Origin of the sequence: Streptomyces sp. Y2F8-2 (genome assembly GCF_014905555.1) — a bacterium.
In the GTDB taxonomy this organism is placed as follows: domain Bacteria; phylum Actinomycetota; class Actinomycetes; order Streptomycetales; family Streptomycetaceae; genus Streptomyces; species Streptomyces cynarae.
Window position 1 is genome coordinate 470287 of sequence record NZ_BNGS01000005.1, and the last position, 12135, is coordinate 482421.

Consider the following 12135-nt stretch of genomic DNA (forward strand, 5'->3'; position numbering starts at 1 on the left):
AGGACCAAATGCCGCACCGAAGAGGGCAACATGCCCTTCTTGTGGCCGCCTGGTCGGCGTGATGGTGGCAGTACCTGGTCCTACGTGGTTTCCCCGGCGTGAGGGAAGGCGGTGAGCATCATGGGGCTGCCCGTGGTCGTAGGCGTCGACGGATCGGACTCCAGTCTCCTCGCGGTGGACTGGGCGACCGATGAGGCAGCGCGGCACGGCCTGCCGCTGCGGCTCGTGTACGCGTCCCTGTGGGAGCGATACGAAAGTGTCGTGCCCTCGACTGGTCTGCAGAGGCCGGCGCACCAGGTGATGGCGGACAACATCGTCGGCACGGCGGCGGAACGCGCCCGGCGCCGCAATCCGAACGTGAAGGTCACCGCCGAGGTCCTGCCCGAGGACCCGGTGGAGGCCCTTCTGCGCGAGAGCGGCAATGCCACGGCCGTGGTGACGGGATGCCGTGGCCGTGGCGAGTTGCAGGGGGTGCTCCTGGGCACCGTCAGCCTGGCCGTGGCGGGCCGCGCCGCCGGAACAGTGATCGTCGTCCGGGGAGACGAGGCGGGGCTGAGGGGCACCCACGAGCGGATCCTGCTCGGCGCCGGCGATCCCGGCACGACCGGTGCGGCTGCTCGGTTCGGCCTTCGGGAGGCCGAGGTGCGCCACTGCGTCCTCGATGTCGTCCGCGCCTGGCGCCGTCCGGCGCACGAACCCACGCAGCACCCCCTGCCGGCCGGGGATCCGGCGCTCTACCGCCAGGAGCGGGCCTCCACGCTGGTCGACGCCCTGCTGCAGGACCCGGCGGCCGATCACCCGGACGTCCGGGTGAGCAGGACCACGGTCGAGGGGCCCGCCCACAAGGTGCTGCTGCACCGCTCGGCCGCTGCGGACCTCGTGATCATCGGAGCCCGCCGCGACCACCACCCCCATGGACTCCGCCTGGGGAGGGTGGGACACACGTTGCTGCACCACGCCCAGTGCCCGGTGGCCGTCGTACCGGAGCTCCCCTGAGCGGTGGTCACTGGGCCAGCGAGAAGTAGCTCTCCTCCTCCTGCGCGAAATGAAGGCGCAGGATCGTGTGGAGGCCGTACAGCGAGGCGCGCAGGTCGTCGAGTTGCTCCGGCCGGAGTCCGCCTTCCTCGTCGGCGAGGCGTACGTGGGTGGCGATGCGCTCCGCCAGGCGTTCGATCTCGGCGTGAGCGCGGCTCATGGTGTCGGTCGCCTCAGGGCCGAGTCTCCGGTCCAGCGCGGGGTAGAGCTCGTGTTCCTCCGCGTGTTCGTGGGGGAGCAGGCGGTCTCTGAGCAGGTGGTCGATCTCGCACACGGCGGCCAGGGAGCGAGGGCCGTGGTCCGTGGCGAGGAGGCCGGCGGCTTCCTGGATGGCGTCGAGGGCGTCTCTGAGGTCGTCGTGCTCGGTGGCGAACCGGTGGACGAGATCCTCCGCCTCCGGTTCCAGGGTGGGGCGTACGCCGGGTGGCGGGAGCAGGGCCCGCAGCGCGTTGAGGATGACGGTCACGTCGATGGCCTCCTGGAGGAGGGCGCCGGGCGCGGGTGGGAGCAGGCCGAGGAGCGCGGCCGCCATGGCTGCCAGCGACATCGCCATGCCACCTGCGGCGCTCTGTACCGCGATCCGGCGGGCACGTGCGGCGATCTCCATCGCGTCGGCCAGGCGCGCCACGCGGTCCGTGGTGAGGACGATGTCGGCGGCCTCCGAAGCCGAGGTGGACCCACGGGCGCCCATGGCGACCCCGACGTCGGCCGCCGCGAGGGCTGGGGCGTCGTTGACGCCGTCGCCGACCATGATCGTGACGGCCCGCCCGCTCTCCTCGCGCACCGCGGCGATCTTGTCGGTGGGCAGTTGCCCGGCGCGTACGTCGTCCAGGCCCAGGACCGCCCCCACCTCACGGGCCGGTTCGGGACGGTCTCCGGTCAGCATCAGCAGCCGCTCCAGCCCGGCCGCCCTTAGACGGCGGATGGTGCGCGGCGCGTCGGGGCGCAGCGGGTCCCGGAGCAGCAAGGCACCGGACAGCGTGCCGTTCACGGTCAGCCAGACGGTCGCGGCGCCGTCCAGCAGGGCCCGGTTGTCCACCGCACGCGCCCAGGCGGGCAGGTCGGCCGGGGACACTCCCGTCCTGCCCACGGCGATGCGCAGGCCGTCGACCGTGCCGGTGACCCCTCGTCCGGGTTCCTCGGTGACATCCCGCGGAACGGTCAGGGGCAGGTTGCGGGACCTGGCCTCGTGGACGATGGCCTCGGCCAGGAGGTGGGCCGACACCTGGTCGAGCGAGGCGGCCAGCCGCAGCACGTCCGCCGGAGCCGGGCCGCCCGGAGCGCCCGCCACCTCCAGCACCCGCGGCCGTCCCACGGTCAGCGTCCCCGTCTTGTCGATCACCAGGGTGCGGGCCCGGCCCAGTCGCTCCAGGGCACCACCGTCCCGGACCACGACGCCCCGCCGGGCGCACTGTGACAGGCCGGAGACGATGGCGACCGGGGTGGCGAGCAGCAACGGGCAGGGGGTTGCGACGACAAGGACGGCGACCGCACGAACAGCGGAACCGCTCACCACCCAGGCGACGGCGGCCAACCCCAGCGACAGGGGCAGGAACCAGGCGGCGTAACGCTCCGCCAGCCGCACCATGGGAGCCCGTTCCGCCGCCGCCTGCCGGGCCAGGCGCACGATCTCGGCGTAGGTGCTGTCGGCGGCGGTGGCCTTCGCCCTCAACTCGAAGACGCCCCCGCCGCTCACGACTCCGCTACGCACCGTCTCGCCGACCCCGCGTTCGGTCGGGGTGGACTCCCCGGTCAGCACGGACTCGTCGAGCACCGCCGGACCGACGGTGATCTCGCCGTCCACCGGCACCACCTCGCCCGGGCCGACCACCAGCACGTCACCGGGAGCCACCACGTCCAGCGGCACGACACTCACACTCCCGCCGTCGCGGCGACGAGCCGAACGCGGGGCGTGCTCCAGCAGCGAACGCAGGTCCCGTGAGGCGCGCCGTTCCGCAGCCTTCTCCAGTGCCCGCCCGGTCGCCAGCATCAGCCCGATCAGGGCGCCCGCCAGGTACTCGCCCACCGCGAGCGTGCCGGCCAGCGCCAGCACCGCGATCAGATCGACGCCGGCCCGTCCCCTGCGCAGATCGGCCACCACCCAGGCGATGGCAGGAACGAGGGCCAGCGCGGTGCCGGCCGCCCAGCAGGGACCCGCGACATCGTGACGCCCCAGCAGCCACGCGATCCCGCCGGCGACCAGGGCGCCCGCGGTCACCGCCAGCAGTCCGGACCGAGCCGATACCGCCCGAAGGTTCGTCTCTCGCCGCCCGCCACGGCCACCGGCCTTTGTCTTCACGGCTCACGCCGATGCGTGCGGGACGGCGATGACGGGACAGCGGGCGTAGTGCAACACGCCCTGACTGACCGAACCGAGCAGCATGCCGGCGAAGCCGCCGCGCCCCCGGGTCCCCACCACCAGGCCGAGGGCGTGGGCGGATGCCCCGGTCAGCACCTCCACAGGATGGCCGCTGACGAGTTCGTGATGCACCTCCACGTCCGGGTACGCCGCGCCGCGTCCTGCGACGGTTTCGGAAAGCACCCGTCGGTACTCCTGTTGCTCCGCGTGTTCGTCGAACATCCAGTGCAACGGCCCCGGCTGCCACGCATACACGGCGCGCAGCGCGGCGCCCCGCAGGGCGGCCTCCTGGAAGGCGAGGTCGACGGCGGCGGCGGAATGCGCGCTGCCGTCCACGCCGACGACGAAGTACGCCGGCTGCTGGGTCACGTGCTCCGGCTCGGGGACCACGACCACCGGGCAGCGGGCATGCGCCATGACGGGAACGGCGACGGACGAGGAGCCGAACACCTCCCGTGCTCGGCTGAGGTGCCACGATCCCAGCACTACGGCGGTGGCCTCCTGGCTCTGCTCTCGCAGAACCCACGCCGGGGCCCCTTCGGCCAGCAGCCCGGACACCCGTACCTGTGGCTGCCGGGCCTCCACGAAGGACACCGCCTCCTTCATTGCACGCTCGCCTGCCCGGTGCAGCACCTCGTTCCACGCCTCCCAGGAGGGCGGCACCTCCCATCGCCCGAACCCGACGGTCGGCATGCTCTCGGCGTGCACCAGGCGAAGAGGCAGTCGGCGCCGCGCCGCCTCGTCGGCCGCCCAGGCCAGCGCCATGCGCTTCGCGGGGTCGGGATCCACTCCGACCACGATCGGCAGCTGTACATCCGGTCGCGCCATCGTGATCTCCGTCATGAGCCGCGTTAACGGGATGCGGTGCGGGCACCCAGGCGCTTGACGTACGCGTCGGGTCCCGGGAAATACAGCGTCACCCGTCCCGAGTCCCAGCGCACGTCGTACGGCGGGCTCCCGTCCTGGTGGTGGACACCGACGATCTCACCCTCCCGTGCGATGACGCCGCTGCCGGTACCGCGTACGACGATCTCGTCGCCGACGCGGGCCCGCATGCTGTTGCCCATCGCCTCGAGGGGAGTTCTCTCCGGTGTGCGATGGCTCGCCTCGGCCGGTGTGGGTTCCGTCATCTCGTCCTCCCCTCCTCGAAGTGGTGCGAAAGACGCCTTGCGTACTTTCATGAAAGGACCGGCGCTCCTGGGTTTCCAGGGCCGTTGGTCCCCGCCCCTGCACCGGTGAGGAAGGGACCTTCGGGACCCTGCCGTGGGCTGTTCGCCCTCTGCGATCAAGGAGTGCACGCGGTGGACTGGAGGGGTCGGCAGTCGCACCCACAGTGCAGGAGGTACGGCGATGGCGACACTCTCACGCAGGCAGCGGTTCCCGTTCCCGGAGATTCCCGAGTGGTTCGAGTCCTTCCCCACGCGATTCGGGATGCCCACGATGGGCGACCTCTCCGCGATGCGGATCGAGGACTACACGGAGGGCGACCGGTACGTGATGAGGGCGGAACTGCCGGGCGTCTCGCCCGAGGACATCGACGTCGTCATCAGCGAAGGGACGTTGACCGTCAAGGCCGAGCGCACCGAGCGCGATGTGGAGAAGAACCGCAGCGAGATCCGTTACGGCTCCCTGAGCCGCACCGTCACGCTGCCGCCCGGAGCCAATGAGGACGATGTCAGGGCCGAGTACACCGACGGCATGCTCACCGTCAGCGTCGGACTGGGACGGGAGAAGGCCGAGGCCAAGCACATCGAGGTCAGGCATGGTGCGTGATCCTGTCCCCGCAGGCGGAACTTTCCAGCCACCCGGACGGTGATACGGGAAGGGTGCCGAGGCGATGAGACACCGCAGCGTGGGCGACCTGATGACCCCGACCGCCGTCAGCGTGCGACCGGAATCCACGTTCAAGGAGATCGCGCGCCTCCTCGACGAGTACGACATCACCGCGGTTCCGGTGGTCGACGACGAGGGCCGGCCGGTCGGGGTGGTCTCGGAGGCGGACCTGATCCGCAGGCAGACGTCCGCCGGTGTCGGGAGCAGCGCCCGGGAGCTGATGACCAGCCCCGCCGTGGTCGCGGAGCCGGGCTGGAACGCAGTGCGTGCGGCGCGAACCATGGAACGGCGCGGGGTCAAGCGGCTGCCCGTGGTGGACGGCGACGGCCGGCTCATCGGTGTGCTCAGCCGCAGCGACCTGGTGCAGCTCTTCCTCCGCAGGGACCGCGCGATCCAGGAGGAGATCCTTGAGGACGTCGTCGTCCGGACGCTCGGCCTGGCTCCCTCCTCGCTGACCGTCGAGGTCGCCGACGGCAGGGTCACGCTCAGCGGCACCGTGGAGCGCAAGAGCATGGTCACGGTCGTCGTGCGGTTGTGCGAGAGCGTCGACGGCGTGGTGGACGTGGTCGACCGGTTGGGCTTCGACCGGGACGACACCATGCTCGGGACTACTCCGTAGGCGACTTCGAGGCTGGTAGGGCGGGGAGGAGAAGCCACATGCACATGCTTCCGATATCTCCGTATTTGTACGATTGTGCCGGAAGTCCTGCAGCCGTGGGCTCCAGAGCCCGTGGGCTCCAGCGTCCCTGGTCTCCAGTGAGCTGACGGCCGCCGCACCTGCTTTCCGCGGTGCTGAGGGAGCAAGGCCATGAACACGTACACCGACGTGAACACCTCGTCGCCATCCGTCTGCGACGGGATGGTGATCGGCAAGGACGGGATGGCCGCGCTGGTCGACGCTCTGATCGGGCGCGGTTTCACCGTGGTCGGTCCCACCGTGCGGGACGGCGCGATCGTGCTGGCGGAACTGGAGTCGGCCGACCAGTTGCCCTACGGATGGGGCGTGGAGCTGGAGGCCGGGCAGTACCGGCTGCGCGAGCGGCCGGACGGTGCCGCGTTCGCGAACGCGGCGGGCCCGCAGTCGTGGAAGACGTTCCTGCACCCGGCGCGGGTACGGCAGTGGAGTGCCGACCGGGTGGAGGACGGGACGGTGTTCACGGCTGACGAGCCCCCGCCGGTCCGGTACGCGTTCCTTGGGGTGCGCTCCTGCGACCTGCGGGCCATCGCGATCCAGGACCGGGTGCTCACCGGGGGGCCGCACCGTGACCCCGTCTACCAGGGGCGGCGCACCGGAGCGTTCCTGGTGGCGGTGGAGTGCACGGAGCCCGGTGGCACCTGTTTCTGCGTCTCGATGGGCACGGGACCGGCGGCCGGACCCGGCTACGACCTGGTGATGACCGAGGTGGTCGACGACGGTGGTCACCGCTTCTGGATCCGCGGCGGCAGCGAGGAAGGCACCGAGATCCTCGCGGAGCTGCCCGGCCGCCCGGCGGACCCCGCGACCCGTGAGGCGGCTCGTGCGGGCGTCGCCTCCGCCGCGGACCGCATGGGACGGACCATGCCCGAGGCCGACCTGCGGGAGCTGATGGCCGGCACGCTGGACGCCCCCCGCTGGGACGACGTCGCCGGGCGCTGTCTGACGTGCGGCAACTGCACGATGGTGTGTCCCACCTGCTTCTGCACCACCACCGAGGACGTCACCGACCTCGCCGGTGACCACGCGGAGCGGTGGCGGCTCTGGGACTCGTGCTTCGACCTCGACTTCTCCCACCTGCACGGCGGCCCGGTCCGCGCGTCCGCGCGCAGCCGCTACCGGCAGTGGATGACCCACAAACTGGGCACCTGGTACGACCAGTTCGGCTCCTCCGGCTGTGTGGGCTGCGGCCGCTGCATCGTGTGGTGCCCGGTCGGCATCGACATCACCGAAGAGGCCGCAGCCCTGCACGACTGGACGCAGTCCCGGGCAACGGAGGAGACGGAGGCGCCGTGACCGCCTTGCCGTCGGCCCTGGACTTCCTCCCTGCCGCACACCGCGAACGGCTGCTGGGCACAGGACTGGACGTCTCGTACCCGGCCGGTACGCGGCTGTTCGACGAGGGCGGGAAGGCCGACCGTTTCTGGCTGCTGCGCTCCGGGGAGGTCGCCCTCGACCTGTACGTTCCCGGTCGGCACCCGGCGCCCGTGGTCGAGACGCTCGGCCCGGGCCAGTTGCTGGGCTGGTCGTGGATCTCCCCGCCGTACCGCTGGCACCTGGGGGCGGAGGCGGTGACCGCGGTGGAGGCGACGCAGTTCCCCGCCGCCGATGTACTCGACGTGTGCGCGGCCGACCCCGAACTCGGGTACGCCTTGATGCGCCGCTTCACAGAGGTCGTCGCCGAGCGCCTGCAGGCGACGCGCATCAGGTTGCTGGACCTGTACGCGCCGTACGGAAGGGGCCCGGCATGAGCACCGTGTCGCCTCCGCTGCCGTACCGGGTCGCCGACACCCGGCCGGAGACCGCCGACACCCGTTCGCTGGAATTGGTGCCGGTGGGGCGGGAACTTCCGCCGTTCTCGCCGGGCCAGTTCGCCATGATCTACGCGTTCGGCGTCGGCGAGGTGCCTATCTCGGTCAGCTCTCTGCGTGGCCGGCACGGAGGGCTGGTGCACACTGTGCGCGCGGTGGGCGCAGTCTCTACGGTGCTGTACCGACTGCGCCCGGGGGACACCGTAGGACTGAACGGGCCGTACGGCGTCGGCTGGGACCTGGACGCGGCGGCCGGCCACGACGTGCTGGTGATCGCCGGCGGCATCGGGCTGGCGCCGCTGCGGCCGGTGGTGCACACGGTCCTGGAGCGGCCCGCGGCATACGGCCGGTTCGGGATTCTGGTGGGCGTCCGCACCCCCGGCGACCTGGTCTACCGGGAGGAGATCGACAGCTGGCGCGGCCCGGCCCGGGTGGCGGTCACCGTCGACCGCCCCGACCCGGGCTGGCACGGCGCGGTCGGGGTGGTCACCACACTCCTGGACCGGTTCGACATCCGGCCCGATCGCACATGCGCGCTGGTGTGCGGTCCCGAGGTGATGATCCGCCACACCGCACGCGCCCTGACGGACCGGGGCGTGCCCCCGCACCGCGTCCAGGTGTCCCTGGAACGCAACATGCGCTGCGCCACCGGCCACTGCGGCCACTGCCAGCTCGGCCCCCTTCTGCTGTGCCGGGACGGCCCGGTCGTCGGTTACGACCGCGCCGAACCACTCCTCGCCGTACGGGAGTTGTGAGATGACCACCGACATCCCTCCTGGCGCCGATCCCCACCCGGACGCCGACCCCCGGCCGACACTCGCCGTGTGGAAGTTCGCCTCCTGCGACGGCTGCCAGCTGACGCTGCTCGACTGCGAGGACGAGCTGCTCGGTCTCGCCGAGCGGATACGGATCGAGCACTTCCTGGAGATGTCCGCCGCCGAGGGACCCGACGGGGAGCGGGCGGAGTTGTCCGGGCGCGGACCGTACGACCTCTCCCTGGTCGAAGGGTCGATCACCACGGCCGAGGACGCCGAGCGGATCCGGCACATCCGGCGCATCTCCCGACGCCTGGTCACCATCGGAGCGTGCGCCACCGCGGGCGGCATCCAGGCGCTGCGCAACTTCGGGGACGTCGCCGAGTTCCGCGCCGCGGTCTACGCCCGCCCGGAGTACATCGCCACGCTGGAGACCTCGACGCCGATCTCGGCCCATGTACCGGTCGACTTCGAGCTGCGCGGATGCCCCATCGACCGCCGCCAGCTCCTGGAAGTGATCACCGCCTACCTGGCCGGACGCAAACCGGGCATCCCCGACCACAGCGTCTGCTTCGAGTGCAAGAGGCGCGGCACCACCTGCATCACCGTCGCCCACGGCACCCCCTGTCTGGGCCCGGTCACCCACTCCGGCTGCGGCGCGATCTGCCCCGCCTACGGACGCGGCTGCTACGGCTGCTTCGGGCCGAGCAACAGCCCCAACCTGCGCTCCATGGTCCGGCAACTGCGCCACGACGGGATGAGCGAGCGCGACATCCTGCGTGTCTTCCACACCTTCAACGCCGCGTCGCCGGAATATGCCCCCGTACCCGATCTCGCGGCTGAGGCCGCCGAGGAGCAGGACGACTCTCAGGCCAGGACAGACACCACCTCAGAAGGGCCGGTATGAGCCATCGCGGATCCCGCGTCCTGCGGCTGGACGCACTGGCCCGCGTGGAAGGCGAAGGCGCCCTCCACCTGCGCGTCCACGACGGAACGATCGCCGAGGCACGGCTGCGCATCTACGAACCGCCACGGTTCTTCGAGGCATTCCTGATCGGCCGGGGACACACCGAGCCACCGGACATCACCTCCCGCATCTGCGGCATCTGCCCGGTCGCCTACCAGATGAGCGCCTGCCAGGCGGTCGAGAACGCCTGCGGCGTCACTGTGGACGGCCCCCTCGCCGAGCTGCGCCGCTTGCTGTACTGCGGCGAATGGATCGAGAGCCAGACCCTGCACATCCACTTGCTCCACGCTCCGGACTTCTTCGGCTGCCCGAGCGCGGTCGAACTCGCCCGCGACCACCGCGCCGCCGTCGAGCGCGGCCTGAGGACCAAGCAGACCGGCAACGCGATTCTGGAACAGCTGGGAGGCCGCTCCATCCACCCGGTCAATGTCCGCGTCGGTGGCTTCTACCGCACGCCGACGATTCAGGAACTGCGCCCCTTGGCGGATCGGTTGCGGCAGGCGCGCGAGGACGCGCTGGAGACCGTGCGCTGGGTGGCCGGGTTCGACTTCCCCGACGCCGTGTGCGACTACGAGCTGCTGGCCCTGCGGGATCCGGGCCGCTACGCCATCGCCTCCGGGACACCCGCCGTCATGGCCGCTCCCGACGGCAGCGGCACCGAGCGGGGGCCGGCCCTGCGCGAGTTCCCGGTCGCCGACTTCGAGCAGCACGTGCACGAGGAGCAGGTACCGCACTCCACAGCCCTGACCGCCACACTGGACGGCCGCCGCTACCTGACCGGGTCGCTGGCCCGCTACGCCATCAACGGCCGGTGGCTGCACCCCGTGGCGGCCGAGGCCGCGCGTGACGCCGGGCTCGGGGACCCGGCCGCGGGTGCGGTCTGCCGCAACCCGTTCCGCAGCATCGTCGTTCGCGCCGTGGAGGTCGTGCACGCCGTCGAGGAAGCCCTGCGGATCATCGACGCATACGAACCGCCTGTCCGTCCGGCCGTCGACGTTCCGCCACGCGAGGCGGTCGGCACCGGCGCCACCGAGGCACCTCGCGGACTGCTCTACCACCGCTACGCCCTGGCTCAGGACGGCACGCTCACCGCGGCCCGCATCGTTCCGCCCACCGCCCAGAACCAGTCGGCCATCGAGGAGGACCTGCGCCGGGCCGTCCAGGCGCGACTCGACCGGCCGGGCCCCGCCGCCGACGACGAGGAGCTCACCACCCTTTGCGAGCGCGCCATCAGGAACCACGACCCCTGCATCTCCTGCTCCACCCACTTCCTCGACCTGACGGTGGAGCGCACATGACCGGGCGGGTCGTGGTGATCGGCGTGGGCAATCCCTTCCGCCGCGACGACGGCGTCGGCCCGGCGGTGGTGGAGGCACTGAGGGACCAGGTTCCCGACGGCACCGTGCTCGCGGTCAGTGACGGCGAACCCAGCCGGATGCTCGACCTGTGGCACGGCGCCGACACCGTGGTCGTGGTGGAAGCCGTCCGCACGCACCCTGCCCGGCCTGGCCGGCTCCACACCCTGTCGGCGGCGGAAGCAGCCGCGCAGGCAACGGGTCCGGCGAGCACTCATGCTTTGGGTCTCGGGGAGTGCCTGGCCCTGGGGAAAACCCTCGACCGGCTCCCACGCGAGCTTGTGGTGCATGCCGTGGAGGCGTCCGACATCGACTTGGGCACCGGCCTGAGCGAACCGGTGCGTTCGGCCCTCCCCGAACTGATCGACCGCGTCGTGGCTTCCGTACGGAAGCCACGCGATCATCATCGCTGACGAGACGGAGGCATTCGCCATGGAACCGGTCGTCACGGTGGGCCTCGACGGCTCGCCCGAGAGTCTCGCCGCTGCTCGCTGGGCCGCTGACGAAGCCGAACGGCGCAAACTCACATTGCGCCTGCTGCACGCCTGGCCGCTGCTGGTGCCGGAACCGACCCGTCTTCCCTGCGAGGTCGATCAGAACTACTGGGCGAAGCGGCTCATGCACGACGCACGGACGCAGATCCAGGCGCGCCACCCCGGCCTCACCGTCGTCGGCAGCCTGATCGCCGACGACGCCGAGCAGGCACTGCTCCGAGCGGCGACCGAGTCCGAGATGACCGTGCTCGGTTCGCGTGGGCTGGAGCCCGTCGAGAGCTACTTCATGGGTGACGTAAGCATGCCTGTCGTAGCACGGTCCGAGCGGCCGGTGGTGCTGGTCCGCGCCGAAGCAGGCGAAGAGGCGCCTACGCCCACATCCCACGGCGGCGTGGTGGTGGCGCTGAAACTGCACGGATCGTGCGACGACCTGCTCGCATTCGCGTTCGCTAGCGCCGCGGCGAGGAACGTGGGCCTGCGGGCCGTCCACGGCCGCAGCGTGCCCATCCACGCGCAGTTGCCCTGGGGCATCGACCACGACATCACCGAAGAGATCAGGAAGGACGCGCGGAAACAACTGAGCCAGGTGCTCCGCCCCTGGCGCGAGAAGTTCCCGCACGTCGATGTCGCCGACACCATCGCTCTCGACAGCCCGGCCAAGGCCGTCGTGCGGGCGGCCGAGGGCGCCGGAATGCTGGTGGTCGGCAGACGCAGGCACCATGCTGCCCTCACACCACGCCTGGGCCCCGTGGCGCAGGCCGCCATCCATCACGCGCGCTGCCCTGTCGCCGTCGTGCCCCATGACTGAGCCGGGCCACCGGAGGGAGCCGAA

At 71.4% G+C, this 12135-nt stretch carries 13 protein-coding genes; 10 read left to right on the forward strand and 3 right to left on the reverse strand.

Features of this window, described 5'->3' with window-relative positions; genetic code table 11:
• Nucleotides 1–120: 120 nt before the first annotated feature.
• Nucleotides 121–996: a universal stress protein gene (locus SY2F82_RS19795; protein ID WP_200420598.1), complete on the forward strand. Its 876-nt coding sequence runs from the start codon at nt 121–123 to the stop codon at nt 994–996.
• Between the two features lie 7 nt (nt 997–1003).
• Here SY2F82_RS19795 and SY2F82_RS19800 read toward each other — a convergent pair whose 3' ends face one another.
• From SY2F82_RS19800 to SY2F82_RS19810, 3 genes are all read right to left on the reverse strand, one after another.
• A complete protein-coding gene (locus tag SY2F82_RS19800; protein WP_236041672.1) occupies nt 1004–3262 on the reverse strand; it encodes a heavy metal translocating P-type ATPase in 2259 nt (752 codons plus the stop codon).
• A 75-nt stretch (nt 3263–3337) separates the two neighbouring features.
• Complete coding sequence (locus tag SY2F82_RS19805; protein ID WP_200420431.1) at nt 3338–4222, reverse strand: universal stress protein; 885 nt, start codon at nt 4220–4222, stop codon at nt 3338–3340.
• A gap of 23 nt (nt 4223–4245) precedes the next feature.
• Nucleotides 4246–4524: a DUF1918 domain-containing protein gene (locus SY2F82_RS19810; protein WP_236041628.1), complete on the reverse strand. Its 279-nt coding sequence runs from the start codon at nt 4522–4524 to the stop codon at nt 4246–4248.
• Between the two features lie 220 nt (nt 4525–4744).
• Between SY2F82_RS19810 and SY2F82_RS19815 the strand changes: the two genes are divergently transcribed.
• From SY2F82_RS19815 to SY2F82_RS19855, 9 genes are all read left to right on the forward strand, one after another.
• On the forward strand, nt 4745–5167 hold the full coding sequence (locus SY2F82_RS19815; RefSeq protein ID WP_200420432.1) for an Hsp20/alpha crystallin family protein: 423 nt from the start codon (nt 4745–4747) through the stop codon (nt 5165–5167).
• Nucleotides 5168–5231: 64 nt separating this feature from the next.
• A complete protein-coding gene (locus SY2F82_RS19820; protein ID WP_200420433.1) occupies nt 5232–5846 on the forward strand; it encodes a CBS domain-containing protein in 615 nt (204 codons plus the stop codon).
• A gap of 189 nt (nt 5847–6035) precedes the next feature.
• Nucleotides 6036–7217 carry a 4Fe-4S dicluster domain-containing protein gene (locus SY2F82_RS19825; RefSeq protein ID WP_200420434.1) on the forward strand — a complete coding sequence of 394 codons (1182 nt, stop codon included), beginning with the start codon at nt 6036–6038 and terminating at the stop codon, nt 7215–7217.
• A complete protein-coding gene (locus SY2F82_RS19830) occupies nt 7214–7672 on the forward strand; it encodes a Crp/Fnr family transcriptional regulator (RefSeq protein WP_374707183.1) in 459 nt (152 codons plus the stop codon). The genes SY2F82_RS19825 and SY2F82_RS19830 overlap by 4 nt, the downstream gene beginning before the upstream one ends.
• Nucleotides 7669–8487, forward strand: coding sequence for an FAD/NAD(P)-binding protein (locus tag SY2F82_RS19835; RefSeq protein ID WP_200420435.1), 819 nt, complete (start codon nt 7669–7671; stop codon nt 8485–8487). Before SY2F82_RS19830 ends, SY2F82_RS19835 begins: the two co-directional genes overlap by 4 nt.
• 1 nt (nt 8488) lies before the next feature.
• Nucleotides 8489–9394 (forward strand): oxidoreductase, encoded by a 906-nt coding sequence (locus SY2F82_RS19840; RefSeq protein ID WP_200420436.1) that lies wholly within the window; start codon nt 8489–8491, stop codon nt 9392–9394.
• The gene (locus tag SY2F82_RS19845) at nt 9391–10752 is read left to right on the forward strand and encodes a Ni/Fe hydrogenase subunit alpha (RefSeq protein WP_200420437.1); all 1362 of its coding nucleotides are present in this window, start codon (nt 9391–9393) and stop codon (nt 10750–10752) included. Before SY2F82_RS19840 ends, SY2F82_RS19845 begins: the two co-directional genes overlap by 4 nt.
• Entirely contained in the window at nt 10749–11222 is a 474-nt protein-coding gene (locus SY2F82_RS19850) for a hydrogenase maturation protease (RefSeq protein WP_200420438.1), read from the forward strand. The genes SY2F82_RS19845 and SY2F82_RS19850 overlap by 4 nt, the downstream gene beginning before the upstream one ends.
• A gap of 19 nt (nt 11223–11241) precedes the next feature.
• Nucleotides 11242–12111, forward strand: a complete 870-nt coding sequence (locus SY2F82_RS19855) for a universal stress protein (RefSeq protein ID WP_200420439.1) — start codon at nt 11242–11244, stop codon at nt 12109–12111.
• The last annotated feature ends 24 nt before the right edge of the window (nt 12112–12135 follow it).

Coding starts and splice junctions, on each gene's coding strand:
- SY2F82_RS19805 (WP_200420431.1), bottom strand. CDS start 4,222: ATGGCGCGACCGGATGTACAGCTGCCGATCGTGGTCGGAGTGGATCCC.
- SY2F82_RS19840 (WP_200420436.1), top strand. CDS start 8,489: ATGACCACCGACATCCCTCCTGGCGCCGATCCCCACCCGGACGCCGAC.
- SY2F82_RS19795 (WP_200420598.1), top strand. CDS start 121: ATGGGGCTGCCCGTGGTCGTAGGCGTCGACGGATCGGACTCCAGTCTC.
- SY2F82_RS19845 (WP_200420437.1), top strand. CDS start 9,391: ATGAGCCATCGCGGATCCCGCGTCCTGCGGCTGGACGCACTGGCCCGC.
- SY2F82_RS19850 (WP_200420438.1), top strand. CDS start 10,749: ATGACCGGGCGGGTCGTGGTGATCGGCGTGGGCAATCCCTTCCGCCGC.
- SY2F82_RS19825 (WP_200420434.1), top strand. CDS start 6,036: ATGAACACGTACACCGACGTGAACACCTCGTCGCCATCCGTCTGCGAC.
- SY2F82_RS19835 (WP_200420435.1), top strand. CDS start 7,669: ATGAGCACCGTGTCGCCTCCGCTGCCGTACCGGGTCGCCGACACCCGG.
- SY2F82_RS19810 (WP_236041628.1), bottom strand. CDS start 4,524: ATGACGGAACCCACACCGGCCGAGGCGAGCCATCGCACACCGGAGAGA.
- SY2F82_RS19855 (WP_200420439.1), top strand. CDS start 11,242: ATGGAACCGGTCGTCACGGTGGGCCTCGACGGCTCGCCCGAGAGTCTC.
- SY2F82_RS19820 (WP_200420433.1), top strand. CDS start 5,232: ATGAGACACCGCAGCGTGGGCGACCTGATGACCCCGACCGCCGTCAGC.
- SY2F82_RS19815 (WP_200420432.1), top strand. CDS start 4,745: ATGGCGACACTCTCACGCAGGCAGCGGTTCCCGTTCCCGGAGATTCCC.